Annotated in this window: 17 protein-coding genes; 8 read left to right on the forward strand and 9 right to left on the reverse strand. The window is 60.9% G+C overall.

Annotated features, from left to right (window positions below; translation table 11 throughout):
- Window positions 1-10 precede the first annotated feature (10 nt).
- The 4 genes from CKW14_RS28710 (at window position 11) to CKW14_RS28725 (ending at window position 2,368) form a co-directional block, all read left to right on the forward strand.
- Window positions 11-526, forward strand: a complete 516-nt coding sequence (locus CKW14_RS28710) for an Hcp family type VI secretion system effector (protein WP_008084998.1) — start codon at window positions 11-13, stop codon at window positions 524-526.
- A 126-nt stretch (window positions 527-652) separates the two neighbouring features.
- The gene (gene tssI, locus CKW14_RS28715; RefSeq protein ID WP_256579875.1) at window positions 653-1,489 is read left to right on the forward strand and encodes a type VI secretion system tip protein TssI/VgrG; all 837 of its coding nucleotides are present in this window, start codon (window positions 653-655) and stop codon (window positions 1,487-1,489) included.
- A gap of 181 nt (window positions 1,490-1,670) precedes the next feature.
- Window positions 1,671-2,012 (forward strand): hypothetical protein, encoded by a 342-nt coding sequence (locus CKW14_RS28720; RefSeq protein WP_095047867.1) that lies wholly within the window; start codon window positions 1,671-1,673, stop codon window positions 2,010-2,012.
- Between the two features lie 92 nt (window positions 2,013-2,104).
- On the forward strand, window positions 2,105-2,368 hold the full coding sequence (locus tag CKW14_RS28725) for a PAAR domain-containing protein (protein ID WP_011333757.1): 264 nt from the start codon (window positions 2,105-2,107) through the stop codon (window positions 2,366-2,368).
- A 351-nt stretch (window positions 2,369-2,719) separates the two neighbouring features.
- On the opposite strand, the gene CKW14_RS28735 is transcribed toward CKW14_RS28725, so the two are convergent.
- Both CKW14_RS28735 and CKW14_RS28740 read right to left on the reverse strand, forming a co-directional pair.
- Window positions 2,720-3,415, reverse strand: coding sequence for a class I SAM-dependent methyltransferase (locus tag CKW14_RS28735; protein ID WP_281062960.1), 696 nt, complete (start codon window positions 3,413-3,415; stop codon window positions 2,720-2,722).
- A 123-nt stretch (window positions 3,416-3,538) separates the two neighbouring features.
- Entirely contained in the window at window positions 3,539-4,588 is a 1,050-nt protein-coding gene (locus CKW14_RS28740) for an NAD(P)-dependent alcohol dehydrogenase (RefSeq protein ID WP_093431666.1), read from the reverse strand.
- Between the two features lie 188 nt (window positions 4,589-4,776).
- Here CKW14_RS28740 and CKW14_RS28745 point away from each other — a divergent pair, with 188 nt between their 5' ends.
- Entirely contained in the window at window positions 4,777-5,703 is a 927-nt protein-coding gene (locus CKW14_RS28745) for a Gfo/Idh/MocA family protein (RefSeq protein ID WP_095047864.1), read from the forward strand.
- Window positions 5,704-5,782: 79 nt separating this feature from the next.
- Here CKW14_RS28745 and CKW14_RS28750 read toward each other — a convergent pair whose 3' ends face one another.
- The 7 genes from CKW14_RS28750 to CKW14_RS28780 all read right to left on the reverse strand — a co-directional run bounded on the left by CKW14_RS28750 (window position 5,783) and on the right by CKW14_RS28780 (window position 14,234).
- Window positions 5,783-6,721 (reverse strand): AraC family transcriptional regulator, encoded by a 939-nt coding sequence (locus tag CKW14_RS28750; protein ID WP_095126633.1) that lies wholly within the window; start codon window positions 6,719-6,721, stop codon window positions 5,783-5,785.
- Between the two features lie 11 nt (window positions 6,722-6,732).
- On the reverse strand, window positions 6,733-7,566 hold the full coding sequence (locus tag CKW14_RS28755; RefSeq protein WP_095126639.1) for an oxidoreductase: 834 nt from the start codon (window positions 7,564-7,566) through the stop codon (window positions 6,733-6,735).
- 173 nt (window positions 7,567-7,739) lie between these two features.
- Window positions 7,740-9,002 carry an FAD-binding oxidoreductase gene (locus CKW14_RS28760; protein WP_095126634.1) on the reverse strand — a complete coding sequence of 421 codons (1,263 nt, stop codon included), beginning with the start codon at window positions 9,000-9,002 and terminating at the stop codon, window positions 7,740-7,742.
- Window positions 8,992-10,584, reverse strand: coding sequence for an aldehyde dehydrogenase (NADP(+)) (locus CKW14_RS28765; protein ID WP_095126635.1), 1,593 nt, complete (start codon window positions 10,582-10,584; stop codon window positions 8,992-8,994). Before CKW14_RS28765 ends, CKW14_RS28760 begins: the two co-directional genes overlap by 11 nt.
- Window positions 10,585-10,656: 72 nt before the next feature.
- Window positions 10,657-11,604 carry a dihydrodipicolinate synthase family protein gene (locus CKW14_RS28770; RefSeq protein ID WP_007916052.1) on the reverse strand — a complete coding sequence of 316 codons (948 nt, stop codon included), beginning with the start codon at window positions 11,602-11,604 and terminating at the stop codon, window positions 10,657-10,659.
- Between the two features lie 55 nt (window positions 11,605-11,659).
- Window positions 11,660-12,586, reverse strand: coding sequence for a 4-hydroxyproline epimerase (locus tag CKW14_RS28775; protein ID WP_095048099.1), 927 nt, complete (start codon window positions 12,584-12,586; stop codon window positions 11,660-11,662).
- 22 nt (window positions 12,587-12,608) lie between these two features.
- On the reverse strand, window positions 12,609-14,234 hold the full coding sequence (locus tag CKW14_RS28780) for an APC family permease (RefSeq protein WP_095047859.1): 1,626 nt from the start codon (window positions 14,232-14,234) through the stop codon (window positions 12,609-12,611).
- A 231-nt stretch (window positions 14,235-14,465) separates the two neighbouring features.
- Here CKW14_RS28780 and CKW14_RS28785 point away from each other — a divergent pair, with 231 nt between their 5' ends.
- The 3 genes from CKW14_RS28785 (at window position 14,466) to imuA (ending at window position 16,579) form a co-directional block, all read left to right on the forward strand.
- Window positions 14,466-15,236 (forward strand): AraC family transcriptional regulator, encoded by a 771-nt coding sequence (locus tag CKW14_RS28785; RefSeq protein ID WP_093430807.1) that lies wholly within the window; start codon window positions 14,466-14,468, stop codon window positions 15,234-15,236.
- A gap of 108 nt (window positions 15,237-15,344) precedes the next feature.
- Window positions 15,345-15,962, forward strand: coding sequence for a transcriptional repressor LexA (gene lexA / locus CKW14_RS28790; RefSeq protein WP_093430810.1), 618 nt, complete (start codon window positions 15,345-15,347; stop codon window positions 15,960-15,962).
- Window positions 15,962-16,579, forward strand: coding sequence for a translesion DNA synthesis-associated protein ImuA (imuA, locus tag CKW14_RS28795; RefSeq protein WP_093430813.1), 618 nt, complete (start codon window positions 15,962-15,964; stop codon window positions 16,577-16,579). Before lexA ends, imuA begins: the two co-directional genes overlap by 1 nt.
- Window positions 16,580-16,583: the final 4 nt, after the last annotated feature.

The following is a 16,583-nucleotide window of genomic DNA, read 5'->3' on the forward strand; positions in this document are numbered from 1 at the left end:
AGAGCATCCCATGGCAACACCAGCGTACATGTCGGTTACCGGCGAAAAACAAGGTCTGATCACTGCCGGCGCGTTCACCGCCGATTCCGTTGGCAACACCTTTCAGGAAGGTCATGAAGACCAGGTCATGGTGCAGGCTTTCACCCACGACGTGATCATCCCGCGTGACCCACAGTCCGGTCAGCCAACCGGTCAGCGCGTGCACAAGCCAGTGGTCATCACCAAGGTCTACGACAAGGCTTCGCCTCTGCTGCAAGCTGCGCTGACTTCCGGCGAGCGCATGAGCGAAATCGTTATCCAGTGGTACCGCACTTCGGCGCAAGGCACCCAAGAGCACTACTACACCACCAAACTGGAAGACGCGATCATCGTCGCCATCAACAACAAAATGCACAACTGCCAGGATCCAGGCAACGCGCATTTCACCCACCTGGAAGAAGTGCAGTTCACCTACCGCAAAATCACCTGGACCCACGAAGTTTCCGGTACTTCGGGTTCCGATGACTGGCGTGCTCCAGTCGTTTAATCACGGCTGATGGTTGTACCGCCCCGGCTGGCATCGCTGGTCGGGGCGCACTCACTTTTAAAGAATTTATCGCGTCAGATTCTTGCAATCTGAGGCGCGTCGCAGCACTGCGCGAGGGACAAGGGAATGTTCTCACCGGCCAACCAGCCTCATTTCAATCTGACCGTCGATGGCGTCGACAGCGATTTCCAAGTGCTGTCGTTTACCGGTCGTGAGGCACTCAACACGCCATTCGAATTCGAGCTGGAACTGGTCAGCGAAAAGGCCTCGATCAACCTCGAAAGCGTGCTGCACAAACTGGCGTTTCTTCAGCTGTCGCCAACTGGCACTGGCATTCACGGGCTGGTCTACAGCATTGCCCAGGGCGAGGCGGGCAAGCGCCTGACCCGCTACAAGATTTCCCTGCGCCCGCAACTGGCCTACCTCGCGCACCGGGTCAATCAGCGCATCTTCCAGCAGATGACCGTGCAGCAGATCATCAGCCAGGTGCTGGAAGAACACGGCATCCTCGCCAGCGATTACCACTTCCAGCTCAGCGCGATTTACCCCGAGCGTATTTACTGCGTGCAGTACGACGAGTCGGACCTGGATTTCATCCAGCGCCTGTGTGAAGAGGAGGGCATTCACTACCACTTCCAGCACACGTCCAGCGGCCACAAACTGACCTTCGGCGATGACCAGACAGTGTTCCCGAAACTCGCGCCAGTGGCCTATCAGCAGGACTCCGGACTGGTCGCCGACAAACCGGTGGTCAAACGTTTCGGCCTGCGTCTGGCCACCCGCACCAGCCGCACCACGCGCCGTGATTACGACTTCGTCAAACCGAAGATCGAGCTGGAAAGCGATGCCAAAACCTGGCATTACAAAGCCTTACGCTCGAAGTTCGGCGTGTGGGCCTACTACGGCGCAAACCGCCTCGGTACAGGGCCTACCTTGTGTGGTGTGTGGAACCGTGGCGCCTAAAATGGTTGCTGATCACAAAGATGCCTTGGTGGTGGAGTATTATCGAACGGGCACTAACGATGTGACGCATCAGTCCTCGTTGTTGGCTGTGCAGTCACACTGCCCCGTCTGCTCAAAAAAACAGGGTGGGCATGCATCATCGTATTCAAAATGTATGAAAACCAAGCTGGGGATCTGATTTATGCAAAAGGCTGACGCTGTTTATCCGGACCAGGCGCAAACAGAAATCTGTAGCAAGTATGGAATGCCTGTGCAACCGCCCGAAGAGATGGTCGCGATCGCTATTGACTCGCTTGGCAAGTCGCCGATTTATGGCACAAGAGTTCAATTGCCGGAAGACGGCAATATCAGCTGGTTTATTCACTGTGGTGAGTTCTCTGACGCGGATGACTTCTACAAGCCTGTCCATGTTCACCACCTGAGTGAAATGTTGCCTCAGGTTGTGAATTATCTTTGTCTGCCCACTGGCGCAAAATTCATCATCGATACAGCCGACTATGAAGATGTCTGGATGGCTGAGTAAGGAGTATTGAAGCCGGTTCACCACCGGTTTCGCGTTTGATTGATCCCGTGGATCAATTGGAATATCAGCGGCTTGGTCAAAGGAGTGACAACATGAAAGACGCCATTCGCTTGGGCGACTCCACCACTCACGGTGGCAAGGTCCTCGAAGCCTTCTCCCGGACTGACCTCAATGGCAAGCCGATTGCCGGTGTCGGTCACAAGGTCAGTTGCCCGTTGTGCAAAGGGATATTCCCGATTGCCGAGGGCAGCAGCACCTACACCGTCGATGGCACGCCCATCGCGCTCGATGGCATGAAAACCGCCTGTGGCGCTGCGCTGATTGCCAGTGGCCCGAAGGGTGCGGTCGTCAGCTGAGTGCTGTAATGCCGCTGACGGAGAGCCAGCGGCGTGGCGTTTGACCTTAGTGAAGAAATGTAATTTGAATGCAGTGGGCGGTAGCGGCTGCGGAGGAAGGCAATGACGTCAGGGTTTTCAAGCGAACTCAGAACTCTCTCCGCCAGAGATTTACAACGTTATCCCTCAACTGTAATTCAAGGGAGGGCAGCATCACGTCACCGTCACACTTGGACTCCCGTTCAAGTGTGACGGTGACAAAAGCAAAGCCCAGGGACGAAAGGGCGAAGTGTTGACGTGAGGTCAATACCAGAATCTGGAAGCGAGCCTGCCCGCGGAATTGGCGCATGCGCACCTGCCGGCCACGGCTTCTCAAGCCAGCAACTGCGCGATCCATTCAGCCTGTCGCGTGATCTCTCGTACCTTCGCCTCGGGCAAAGCCTGCTGCGCCCGGGCGAACTGACCGAGGGTCTTTTGCTTTTCGTTCAGTATGCGTTGCCACTTGGCCAGAAACTCCGGACTGCGTGCCTGCATCTGTAGCGGGCCGAAGTACAGTTCTTGACCGGTGTAGGTCACTGGTTCAGCGCGTTCGGCCACGATGATTTCGTAGTCGAAGCGGTTCTCCCGCAGCAGCTCTTCGCTGAGGATGCGGTAGCCGTTTTCCATCAGCCATTGGCGCAACGGTTGCTCGCCGCCGTTGGGTTGCAGGATCAGACGTTCCTCGCCGCTGAGGTGGGCCTTGCCGTTGTCGAGGATGTCACGGATGGTTTCACCGCCCATGCCGCAGATGCTGACGGCGGTGATGCCGTCGTCGGGTTTGATCGCCGCCAGACCATCCGCCCGGCGCACGCTGATGCGCTGCTGCAGATCATTCTCGCGCACGGTGCGTTCAGCCGCGTGGAACGGCGTCGCCGCAACCTCGCCAGCCACCGCCGCAGTGATCAAACCACGACGCATCAGCGCCACCGGCAGATAGCCGTGATCCGAGCCGATATCCGCCAGTCGCGCACCGGCAGGTACGTGGGCAGCCACCCGCTCGAGGCGCATGGACAATGTCTGTTCGTTCAACGGCAACCCCTTGATGGCAGGCAAAGGGGTGCGACTCTGGCGAGCAACGCCGGACCTGTCAAATCCCGGCGACGGAATTCAATGGCCCATTGGCCGCGCTTAATGGCCAATGGGCGCTGAGGTTTAGCCGGCCAACGTTGCGTTATCGATCACGAAACGATACTTCACGTCACCCTTGAGCATGCGCTCGTAGGCGTCGTTGATCTGGTCGGCGCGGATCAGTTCGATGTCGGAAACGATGCCGTGCTCGGCGCAGAAATCCAGCATCTCCTGGGTTTCCGGGATGCCGCCGATCATCGAACCGGCAATCGTGCGGCGCTTCATGATCAGATTGAACACGTTCGGCGAAGGGTGCGAGGTGGCCGGCGCACCCACCAGCGTCAACGCACCATCTCGCTTGAGCAGCACGAGGAATGCATCGAGATCGTGCGGCGCGGCGACTGTGTTGAGGATCAAGTCGAAACTCTTGGCGTGGGCGGCCATTTCTTCGGCATTGCGCGACACCACCACTTCATCGGCACCCAGCGCTTTGGCCGCTTCGCGTTTGGATTCGGAGGTGGTGAACGCCACAACGTGGGCGCCCAGGGCGTGGGCCAGTTTGATGCCCATGTGGCCAAGGCCGCCGATGCCGACCACACCGACTTTTTTGCCCGGGCCAGCGTTCCAGTGGCGCAACGGCGAGTAGGTGGTGATGCCGGCACACAGCAGCGGTGCGACGGCGGCCAGTTGCGCTTCGGGATGACGGATGCGCAGCACGTAGCGTTCATGCACGACGATGTTTTGCGAGTAGCCGCCCAGCGTCCAGCCCGGTGCATCCGGGGTCGGGAAGTTGTAGGTGCCGATCATGCCGTCGCAGTAGTTTTCCAGCCCGCTTTCGCAGTCATCGCAATGTTTGCAGCTGTCGACGATGCAACCGACGCCGACCAGATCACCGACCTTGAAATCCGCGACGTGCGCGCCGACAGCCGAAACACGACCGACAATTTCGTGCCCCGGTACGCACGGGAACTGCGTACCGGCCCATTCCGCCCGTACCTGGTGCAGGTCGGAATGGCAGATGCCACAGAACGCGATGTCGATCTGCACATCATGGGCGGCCGGCGCGCGGCGGTTGATCTGCATCGGCTCAAGGGGTTTGTCGCCAGCGTGGGCACCATAGGCTTGAACAAGCATGGGAACATCCTCAATCGGTTTGTCGTAAGGCATTGTTGCTTGTTCAGCGCTGCGGGCAGTAGTGCATTCCTGTGCAATCCTTGCCTGATCCTGTGCGTCGTTGTGACATTGCGCGGACAGACGCTTGTGGCGTTTGCAGGTAATCTCCCGGTTCACTGACGACAACAAAATCAAAACAGGAGTCATTGATGCAACCAATCCGTCTCGGTCTGGTGGGCTACGGCAAGATCGCCCAGGATCAACACGTCCCGGCGATCAACGCCAATCCCGCTTTCCACTTGGTCTCCGTCGCCACTCAAGGCAAACCCTGCGCGGGCGTGGAGAACTTCCAGTCCTTGAGCGAGTTGCTGGAAAACGGTCCGCCGGTGGATGCGATTGCCTTCTGCACGCCGCCGCAAGGTCGTTTTGCGCTGGTGCAGCAAGCACTGGCCGCCGGCAAACACGTGCTGGTGGAAAAACCGCCGTGCGCCACCTTGGGCGAGGCGCTGGCGCTGGTCGATCAGGCTGCCGGGCAGGGCGTCAGCGCCTTGTTTGCCTGGCACTCACGCTACGCGCCCGGCATCGAAGCCGCCCGCGACTGGCTCGCCTCGCGTACCCTGCAAAGCGTGCAGATCGACTGGAAAGAAGACGTGCGCAAATGGCATCCCGGTCAGGCCTGGATCTGGCAACCTGGCGGCCTCGGCGTATTCGATCCGGGCATCAATGCCTTGTCGATCGTCACTCATTTGCTGGCGCTGCCTTTGTTTGTCGAATCGGCTGAACTGCGCGTACCGAGCAACTGCCAGTCGCCAATTGCCGCGTCGATCAAAATGTCCGACCCGCGCCGCCTCGATGTACGCGCGGAATTTGATTTTGACCATGGGCACGATGAGCTGTGGAGCATCGAGGTGCGTTGCGCTGAAGGCGTGTTGCGCCTGGATAACGGCGGCGCGCTGTTGAGCATTGACGGTGTGCGCCAAGCGGTGTCGGAGGAAGGTGAGTACGCAGCGGTGTATCGGCATTTTCAGCAGTTGATTGGCGACAAGGCCAGTGACCTGGATGTGCAGCCGTTGCGCTTGGTGGCGGACAGTTTTTTTGTCGGCAGTCGGGTGTTGGTTGAGGCGTTTTACGACTAGTGCACGTTCAGCGCTCACCGCTACACACAACGAAAAAAGCCTGCCCTGAAAAGCAGGCTTTTCGTTTGTGGCGTGACCGTCAATGCGACGAAACATACTCCGACGCTGTGGTCGGCAATGGCAGTGCATACGTTGCCTTCATCCATTCAATCTCTGCCTGTGGCGTCCTGCCGAAGAAGCGTTTGAACTCACGACTGAATTGCGAAGCACTTTCATAGCCAACGTTGAAGGCGGCTGCCGAGGCACTCATGGCCTGGCGCAACATCAACAGGCGCGCCTGATGCAAACGCGTCGACTTCAAATACTGCATGGGTGAGGTGTCGGTCACGCTGCGAAAGTGCAGGTGGAAGTTCGGCACGCTCATGCTCGCTTCATGGGCCAGTTGCTCGACGTCGAGTCGCTGCTGATAACAACTATGGATCTTGCGGATCGCACGGGTCACTTTGCCGAAATGTCCCTGTCGGTTGAGCGCGGCGCGCATGGAGCCACCTTGCTCACCGGTCAGGATGCGGTAATAGATTTCCCGCAGCAGGGACGGCCCGAGGATTTGCGCTTCGCCGGCAACGCTCATCGCTTCCAGAAAACGCAGGGTGGTTGCCCGCAGTGAAGCGTCCATCGGCGAGGCATACATACCTTTGGGCGGGGCATCGCTTGGGCCATGCACGTCATCCACTTGCAGCATCAACTCGCTGGCCAACTGGAAATCGAGGTGCATGTAGATCGCGAGCATCGGCTCGGCCTCAGTGGCATCGGCCTCCATGGTGAAGGGGATCGGCACCGAGACCACCAGATAGTGCTGGGCGTCATAGACGTAGGTGTCCTCTCCCAGATAGCCGCGTTTGCGGCCCTGGCAGAGAATCACGATGCCGGGGTCATACAGCACCGGGGTGCGCGTCAGGGGGCGATTCGAACGCAGGAAGCGCACGCCTTCGAGGGCGCTGAGATTGTAGCCTTCGATCGGTGCGAGGGCTTTCATGAGCTGCACCATGCGCGCGGTGCCTGCATCGACCTGCGTCATCACATCCTCTCTCAATGATCGGTGGACCGGCTCAGCGCTTCCCATTGGTCAATCTCGCTGGCTGCATTTTTCAGTTTGTCACGGACCAGACGCAAGGCGTCACTGCCCAATAGCAAGTGGGCCGGTGGTGTCGGGCTGGCGATGATCTGCAGCATCGCTTGGGCAGCCTTTTGCGGGTCGCCGAGTTGCTTGCCGCTTTTCTCTTCGCGGGCTTTGCGGATCGGATCGAAACTGGCGTCATAGTCGGCAATGCTGCGCGCGGTGCGTTGCATCGAACGGCCCGCCCAATCCGTGCGGAACGAACCCGGTGCGACGGCAGTGACGAAGATGTTGAACGGCTGCAGCTCCTTGCTCAGGGTATCGGAGATCCCTTCGAGCGCAAATTTGCTACCGCAGTAGTAAGCGATGCCCGGCATGGTAATGGTGCCACCCATGGAGGTGATATTGAGGATGTGCCCCGCACGACGCTGGCGAAAGAAGGGCAGAAACGCTTTGATCACCGCCACCGCGCCGAACACGTTGACGTCGAATTGACGATGCATGTCTTGCAGCGGTGATTCTTCGCAAATGCCTTCGTGGCCATATCCGGCGTTGTTGACCAAAACGTCGACGGGACCGTGAGTGGCTTCGACTTGCGCAACGACGCTGTCGATACGCTCGAAATCAGTGACGTCCAGCACCACCCCGTAAGCGTTGTCCGGGGACAGTGCCTGGAAGTTTTTCAGGTCGGTTTCATTGCGCACAGTGCCGATGACACGGTGGCCGTTGGCAATAGCTTCTTTGGCCAGCGCATGGCCGAAACCGCTGCTGACGCCGGTGATGAACAGGGTTTTAGCGTGAGTCATGTCGAGCTCCCATTGGATCAGGTCTGAGTCCATGGTAGCGATCAGCAAACGGGGGGACCTATGCCGGTTTATCTTCGAGCATTGCCTATTCCTATCGGGCCCTCTTGATGTTGAAAAAAAACGGCGGCAACGCAGCTACGCTCGCTCACCGTCGAACTTGCAGATCAGTGCCGTCAGAAACGCGCCAACCTATAGGGCTCGCCACTCGGCAATGCCGTTGCCGGAAAGGCGGACAGGCCCGCCATTCGCACCACCATCTCCGCCGTCACCGCCGCCTGTGTCAGCCCCAGATGCTGATGCCCAAAAGCAAGCAACACCTTGCCCCCACTCACCTGATCGATCACCGGTAATGAATCGGGCAATGACGGTCGAAAACCCATCCACGGCGTCGCTGCTTCAGCATTCAGATCCTGGCGAAACAAACCCTGACTCAACCGGTGCAATTGCCACGCACGCTCCATGCTGGGTGGTTTCTCCAGTCCGGCGAATTCAACCGTGCCGGCCAGGCGCAACCCTTCGGACATTGGCGTCATGATGAATTTGCGCTCCAGCGAGGTCACGGGGAAGGGCAGTCGGTCGTGTTCCTGCGGCAGCATCAGGTGATAGCCGCGCTCGGTGTCCAGTGGGACTTTTTTGCCGGTGAGGGCGGCGGTGAGTTTTGCTGAATGTGCGCCGCAGGCGATCAGGACGCGGCTTGCAGTCAGGCCGCCATTGCCAGTGGTCAGCGTAACCCCGTGCTCCTGCACGTAGCCGCCCTGAACCTGTTGCTGGACAAAACTCACGCCGCTGGCCTTGGCCGCTTCGACCAGTTCGCACACCACGCGGAAGGGATCGATAAAGTGCCCGGTGCGTGGAAAGAACAAACCGCCCTGGATCTGCTCACTGAGTTGCGGCGCGGTTTCGCGGATGGCGCCGGCCTGCCAGTAATCGACCGGTACCTGCTGCTGATGCAGGCGAGCCTGTAATGCCTGGATGGCCTGACGCGATTCGGGGCATTCGAACACCAGCAGCGAACCATCGATCTTCAGCAAGTCCGGCCTCTGGATGTCGGCGAGCAAGCGCTGCCAGGCGTCCAGGCTGTTTTCATTGAGCGCGCGCAAACCCGCCACGGTGTTCTGAAAAGGCGTCGGGCGCAGATTCAGCAGCAGGCGGGTGAACCATGGCAGGGCGCGCGGCAGGTATTTCCAGTCCAGACGCAACGGCCCCATCGGGTCCATCAGCATGGCCGGCAGGCGCTTGAGGATGGACACGTCGGCAATTGGAAACACCTGCTCGGTCGCCAGATGCCCGGCGTTGCCGAACGAGGCGCCGTGGCCGGGTTGCTGCTGATCGATCACGACCACGCGCAACCCTTGGCGAGCCAGACGCAGTGCGCAGGCGACGCCGATGATGCCGGCGCCGACCACGGCGATGTCGTGGGAGCCGTTATTCGCCATGGTGCTGGGCTTCCCTTTGGCCATCGAGCAGACGGCGCAATTGCAGCGGATTGGCCTGTTTCAGTGCAGTAGGCAGCAAGCTGTCCGGGAAGTCCTGATAGCAGACCGGGCGCAGGAAACGCAGGATCGCCGCGGTACCGACCGAAGTCGTGCGGGCGTTGGAGGTGGCCGGGAAAGGCCCGCCATGCACCATCGCGTCACACACCTCGACGCCGGTTGGCCAGCCGTTGACCAGCAACCGGCCGGCCTTGCGCTCCAACGTCGGCAGTAATGCACGCGCCTGTTGCAGGTCTTGGTCATCCAGATGCAGTGTCGCGGTCAATTGGCCCTCCAGATGTTCGGTCACCTGGCGAATTTCCGCTTCACTGCCGCATTGCACGATCAGCGCCGCCGCACCGAACGCTTCGGCTTGCAGGCGCTGATCGGCGAGAAAGTCTGCGGCTTCGGTCACGAATACATGGGCCTGGCATTGATTAGGGCCGTTGCCGCTCAAACCAACACCTGTGATGTTCGCACTGGCATTTTCGGCCAGCGCATTCACGGCAGACTCGTAAGCACTGAAGATGCCGGGTGTCAGCATCGTCTGCGCGGGGCTGCGTTGAATCAGCTCGGCGGTGGCGACGATGAACTTGTCCAACGCGGGTCCTTTCAAGGCAATCACCAAGCCCGGATTGGTGCAAAACTGGCCCGCGCCCAATGTCAGCGAAGCCACAAACCCTTCAGCCAACGCCTGCGTGCGATTGCCCAGCGCCGCCGGAAACAGCAGCACCGGATTGATCGAACTCATTTCCGCGTACACCGGAATCGGCTCGGGCCGCGCTTGCGCCGCTTGCATCAGCGCCAGACCACCGCTACGCGAGCCGGTGAAACCCACTGCTTTAATCCGTGGATCCGTGAGCAGCGCAATGCCCACTTCGCGGCCGGAACCGTACAGCAACGAGAACACGCCTTCCGGCAAACCACAGGTTTTTACCGCTCGAGCGACTGCGCGGCCGACCAGTTCGCTGGTGCCGGGATGCGCACTGTGGGCCTTGACGATCACTGGGCAACCGGCGGCCAGCGCCGATGCGGTGTCACCGCCGGCCACGGAGAACGCCAAGGGGAAATTGCTCGCGCCAAACACCGCGACCGGCCCCAGCGCGATCTGCCGTTGACGCAGATCGGCGCGCGGCAACGGCTGGCGTTGCGGCTGCGCGCTATCGACACGCACATCCAGCCATTCACCGGCGCGGACCGTGCGAGCGAACATTCTCAGTTGTTGGCAAGTACGCCCGCGTTCACCTAGCAGACGCGCGTGCGGCAGGCCGGTTTCGGCGTGGGCACGGTCGATCAGTTCATCTCCGAGGCCTTCGATTTCTTCGGCAATGCATTGCAGGAATTCAGCGCGGACATTCAGGGTCGTCTCGCGATAAACATCGAACGCTGCCCAGGCCAGCGCGCAGGCCTGTTCGACATGCTCGGCCGCTCCACCGGCGTACGCCGGTTCCAGCGTTTCATTCGTAGCCGGATTGATCCCGCGAATGGCGCTGCGATTGCCGGCAATCATGTGTTGCCCGATCAGCATGTGGCCCGTCAAAGTCATGGTGTCTTCCTGATAAAAAGAGGGAGGCCTGCCGCGAATCACAAGGCTTCGCGGCAGGTGAGGGGGACGTGATCAGGCGAAGTTCTGTTCCGCCGACCAGTTCTCGTACCAGTGACGGAACAGCGAATACTGCTTCTCGGCATACCGCCGCTGCGAGTCGCTCAACGCATCGGTTTCGTTGAAGTGCAGGGTGTATTCCTTGTCGCCGTTGAGCACCATCAGGTGTTTGTAATACAGCACCAGGTCGCAGCCTTCATCGAACGACGACAGCACCGCCAGCGCCGATTCCAGTTCCCGCGCCTGACGCCGGGCCTTGGCGTCACCTTTGGCCGCTTGCTTGCTCAGGGCGACCAGTTGCAGCACCTCGCGGGGCAGGGCGTTGCCGATGCCGGTGATGGCGCCGGTGGCGTTGCAGTTGACGAAACCGTGCACCACTTGCGTGTCGACACCGACCATCAGGGTCACGTCATCGTCCTTGGAGGTGATGTTTTCGGCGGCGTAACGCAGGTCGGCGCCACCGCCGAATTCCTTGAAGCCGATCAGGTTCGGGTACTCGCGGCGCAGTTCGAAGAACAGATCCGCGCGGGTGGCAAAGCCGTAGTAAGGGCTGTTGTAGATCACCGCCGGCAAATTTGGCGCGGCTTGCAGAATCGCGGCGAAATGGGCCTTTTGCGCGGTGACCGAAGCGCCGCGAGACAGCACGCGGGGAATCACCATCAAACCCTGCGCGCCGACTTTCGCCGCATGGGCCGCGTGGGAAACCGCTTCGCGGGAGTTCACCGCGCCAGTGCCCACGATCGTCGGAATACCCGCCGCGACCAGACGCGCCACGCCTTCCTGACGCTCGGCCTCGGTCAGCAGCGGCCAGTCGCCCATCGAACCGCAATAAACCACGGCGCTCATGCCGATGTCGATCAGCTCGCGACCTTTGGCCACCAGCGCGTCGAAGTCCGGTTTGCGCTGGGCGGTGCACGGGGTCATCAGGGCCGGCATGCAACCGGTGAAGATGTTGTCGCTCATTGTTTTAACTCCTTGGCACATCATTCAAATTGAGGTGAAAAGTCAGCGTGGCGGTTCAGATGCCCCACGCGAACGGGTCTGCTTCGTCGATCAGCAAGGTGCTGTCGGCGGTCATGTAGGCGCGGCCGGTGATGTACGGGCGGATACGTTCGCCTTGCCATTCGAAGCGACCTTCGAACTGGCTGCCGGTGATGCTTGCCTGCACCCAGGTTGCGCCGGGTTGCAGCTTGTCGTCGGCGGCCAGACAGGCGAGTTTGGCGCTGGTGCCGGTGCCGCACGGGGAGCGGTCGTAGGCTTTGCCGGGGCACATGACGAAGTTGCGGCTGTCGGCCTGATCGTCATCGGCGAACAGTTCGATGTGATCGATCACCGCGCCGTCCTCGCCGTAAATGCCTTGGTCTTCGAGGGCCTTGAGCATCGCCCAGGTGTACGCCGTGAGGTGTTCGACGTTGTCCATGGTCAGCGTCTGGCCGTGCTCGGAAACGAGGAAGAACCAGTTGCCGCCATAGGCGATGTCGCCCAATACGCGGCCGAACCCCGGCACATCCACCGACACTTGTTTGCGATGGCGATAAGCGGGGACGTTGCCCAGGGTGACGGTTCCGTCGTCATGCAACGTGGCGCTGACCGGGCCGACCGGGGTGTCGATTTTGTGCTCGCCCGGTTCGATTTGCCCCAGGTACTGCAGCGAGTTGATCAGGCCGATGGTGCCGTGGCCGCACATGCCGAGGTAGCCGGCGTTGTTGAAGAAGATCACCCCGCAAGTGGCGTCCGCCGAGACCGGTTCGCAATACAACGCGCCGACCAGCACATCGTTGCCGCGCGGTTCCAGCAGACAGGCGCGGCGCCATTGATCATGTTGAGTGCGCAGCGCATCGCGCTTCTCGACCATGCTGTTGCCGGGCAGCTCGGGGAAGCCTTTCATCACCAGGCGCGTCGGTTCACCGCCGGTGTGGGAATCAATCACGTGTACTCGTTTCATGAACATGTCCCGTTGGATGATTTCAATAGGCGCCGGCAGGGCGCGCAGAGACGGTCGAGGCGGGGGCAGCGATTTCGCTGTCCTCGTCGTCCTCTTCCAGGCGCAGCAGATGCGCCGGTACACCGGTCGCCGCGCCCCAGTAGTAAATGCCGGTGGCACACGCCGCGACGACAAGGGTGTCGAATGGATGGGCAAGGATGCCGAGGCCACCGAAGGTGCCGAGTTTCGACAGCACGATGGTCACCGCGTAGAAGGCGATCAGCCACGCCGAGGAACGCACTTGGCTGGCCAGATTCAGGTGAGCGGTTGGCACAAATCGACCGCAGAGCAGGTAGACCACGAACATCAGGATCTGCAGGCCGAGCAGCCACGACACGGTGCTCCAGCCCGACCAGTAGACGATCAGCGCGGCGATGATGAACGACACCGGCCCGAGCACGCCCATGCACTTGACCCGGAACGGCCGTGGCATGTCCGGCGCATTGCGGCGCAGCGCAGCCACCGACACCGGCGCCACGGCGTAGCTCAACACCAGCGCAGCGGAGACCACGTTGATCAGCGCCTCCCACGACGGGAACGGCAAGGTCCAGAACACCGACAGGGCGAAGGTCAGCCACAGCGCCGGGCGCGGGATGCCGGACTTTTCATCGATGTGGGTGAAGACCTTGAAGAAGGTCCCGGTCTGCGCCCAGCCATAGATCACTCGCGGGGTCGCGTTCATGTAGATGTTGCCGCAGCCGCTCGGCGAGATCACCGCATCGGCGACCACCAGATACGCCAGCCAGCCCACGCCCAGCGCCAGCGCGATGTCGCGATACGGCAGGGCAAATTCCTTGCTGATTCCGGCCCAGCCGTTGGCGAGCATTTCCGTCGGGATGCTGCCGAGAAAGGCCATTTGCAGCAGCACGTAAATCAGTGTCGACAGCAGCACCGAGAGGATCAACGCAATGGGAATGGTGCGCTGCGGATTCTTCACTTCACTGGCCACCGAGATGATCGGCGTCAGGCCCAGATACGCGAAAATGATGCCACCCGCCGACACGGCCATCTCGACGCCGGACAGGCCAAACGGGGCAAAGCCTTGCACCTCGAAGTTGGCCGGTTTGAAGAAGGTGAACAGCACCCCGATCACCAGCAGCGGCACGATGAACTTGAACACGCTGACCAGATTATTGGCCTTGGCGAAGGTCTTCACGCTGCGGTAGTTGAGCAGGAAGAACACGCACAACAGCCCGAACTGCACCAGCCAGCCGAGAATCGTCGGATCGCCGGTGCCAGCTTTGGACAGGCCGGGAAACCACGCCGCTGCGTATTGGCGCGAAGCGACCACTTCGATGGCGACCAGACTGGAAAACGCAATCAGGGTGATGAAACCCATTAAGTAGCCGAGCAGCGGCCCATGGGAGTAAACCGGATAACGCACCACGCCGCCGGCGCGCGGTAATGCGGCGCCCAGTTCGCAGTAAACGATGCCCAGCAACAACACGGCGAAGCCGCCCAGCAGCCAGGAAAAAATCCCCGCCGGGCCGGCAATGGCGGACACATGACTGGCCGCGAACAACCAGCCGGAACCGAAGATCGCCCCCAGCCCGATAAATGTGAGGTCGATCAGTGAAAGCTGTTTTTTGAACTTGCCTTGGCCTGACATGGCATCGCCTTCTTGTGAGTTATTGGATAGGCAGTTGTGTCACTGGGACGGCCAGACTTTGAACTCATCGACCTCGCGGCGATTGATGTTTTTTGCTGGCTTCGATGACGAAATCAGCACAATGACGCCGATAAAACATGGCCCTCGACACGCCGCGAACGATGCTGCAATCTGCGGGCGAACGGCGCATGGCGGGCATTTGGTCTGTCCACGTTACGAGGGGAATCTTTGATGCAGCAGGCGTTTTCGATCCTGGCTCAAGGCATGAATGGCCAGCGTCCGCAGACACTGGAGGAACTCTTGGCCGGCGCGGCGCTGTTGTTGCCGATGCTTGATGTGATCCCCAATGCGGCGATTTTCATCAAGGATGTGCAGGCCCGTTACGTGCTTGCCAACCGCACGCTGGTGCAGCGCTGTGGCTTGAAGGATTTGCGTCCGTTACTGGGCAAGACCAGCGCGCAGGTGTTTCCGGCGCAACTCGGGCCGGGCTACACCGAGCAGGATCGCAAGGTGCTGGAGGAGGGTTTTGTGCTGGAGGATCAGCTCGAACTGCATCTGTACGGCAGCCGCGAACCGGGGTGGTGCCTGACGCACAAGCAGCCACTGTATAACCGTGACGGGGTGATTATCGGTCTGGCGGGGATTTCGGTGGACCTGCAATCGGCCAGTGAAACCCACCCGGCATTCGAGCGGCTGGCGGCTGTCGATGAGCATATTCGCGCGAATTTCAATCGCCGCGTGACCCTCGGTGAACTGACCCGCATCGCTGGCATTTCCGTGGCGCAACTGGAGCGTTACTGCAAACGGGTATTCCACCTGACGCCACGGCAGATGATCCAGAAAGTACGCCTGGAGCACGCGCATCGATTGCTGCACACCGACCTGCCGATAACGGACGTGGCGCTGCAATGCGGCTACACCGATCACAGCGCGTTCACGCGCCAGTTCAAGGCGTCGACCGGGTTTACGCCACGCGAGTATCGGCAGGCCACTTCACCCTGATCAAGTGGCCATTGAAGATCAATGCAGGCGCTGCCGAACCTTCGGCAACTCCTGCGTCGGCCTGGGCCGACCTGCGGCGCTTGTCAGGAAAATCCTACAGGAGTACAAATGTACTCCATGACGAACCTGACTCCCCGCCGTACTGCCATTCTGACTTTTATCCGCGATCGAATCGCCGAACACGGTCAGCCCCCAAGCCTCGCTGAAATCAGCGAGGCTTTTGGTTTTGCCTCGCGCAGCGTGGCGCGCAAGCATGTGCTTGCGCTCACCGAAGCCGGGTTTATCGAGGTCAATCCGCATCAGGCCCGGGGCATTCGCCTGCTCGGGCAGCCGGCACGCCCGGAATTGCTCGACATCCCCGTGCTCGGCCGCGTCGCTGCCGGTGCGCCGATTGGCGCCGATGCCGACATCCATAGCCGCTTGCTGCTCGACCCGGCGCTGTTCTCCCGCACGCCCGATTACATGCTGCGGGTGCAGGGCGATTCGATGATCGAGGACGGCATTCTCGACGGCGATCTGGTCGGCGTGAAGCGCAATCCCGAGGCGCTCAACGGCCAGATCGTCGTAGCGCGCCTCGACGGTGAAGTCACCATCAAACGCTTCGAACGGCTGGGCGATGCCGTGCGCCTGTTGCCGCGCAACCCGGCGTATCAGCCGATTGTCGTGCGTGACGATCAGGATCTGGCCATCGAAGGGGTGTTTTGCGGTCTGGTGAGGCAAGGCTGATGGGCGCCGTCGTTGCGTTGGATACGCTGTTCAATGGCGGCCAGGTCTGGAAAGGCCGGCCTGCGCCACCGGCCGCCAGCCCGCAGCCGACCGGCCACGCCGCGCTGGACGCGGCACTGCCCAGCGGTGGCTGGCCGGAAGCGGCGTTGAGCGAAATCCTCCTGGCCGGTCCCGGTGTCGGCGAACTGCAGCTAGTCTGGCCGACGCTGGCGCGGTTGTCGGCGGCGGGCGAGCGCATCGTGCTGGTGGCGCCGCCGTTCGTGCCGTACCCGCAGGCGTGGGCAAGCGCCGGGGTCGATCTGCGCCAGTTGTCGGTGATCCAGGCCACCGAGCGCGATGCCTTGTGGGCGGCGGAACAATGTTTACGTTCGGGCAGTTGCGGCGCGGTGCTGTGCTGGCCGCACAAGGCTGATGATCGCGCGTTGCGCCGTTTGCAGGTGGCGGCGGAAACCGGTCAGACCCTGGCGTTTGCCTGGCGGCCGTTGAGCGAAGCGATCAACCCGTCACCGGCGGCGTTACGCATTGCCATCGACGCCAGACCTGCACAGTTGCGCGTACTCAAGTGCCGTGGCGGGCTGGCGCGTACGGCGCCGATTGCCTTTGCTGTGGGGCACTGAGGTC

This window comes from Pseudomonas sp. Irchel s3a12 (genome assembly GCF_900187485.1).
In the GTDB taxonomy this organism is placed as follows: domain Bacteria; phylum Pseudomonadota; class Gammaproteobacteria; order Pseudomonadales; family Pseudomonadaceae; genus Aquipseudomonas; species Aquipseudomonas neuropathica.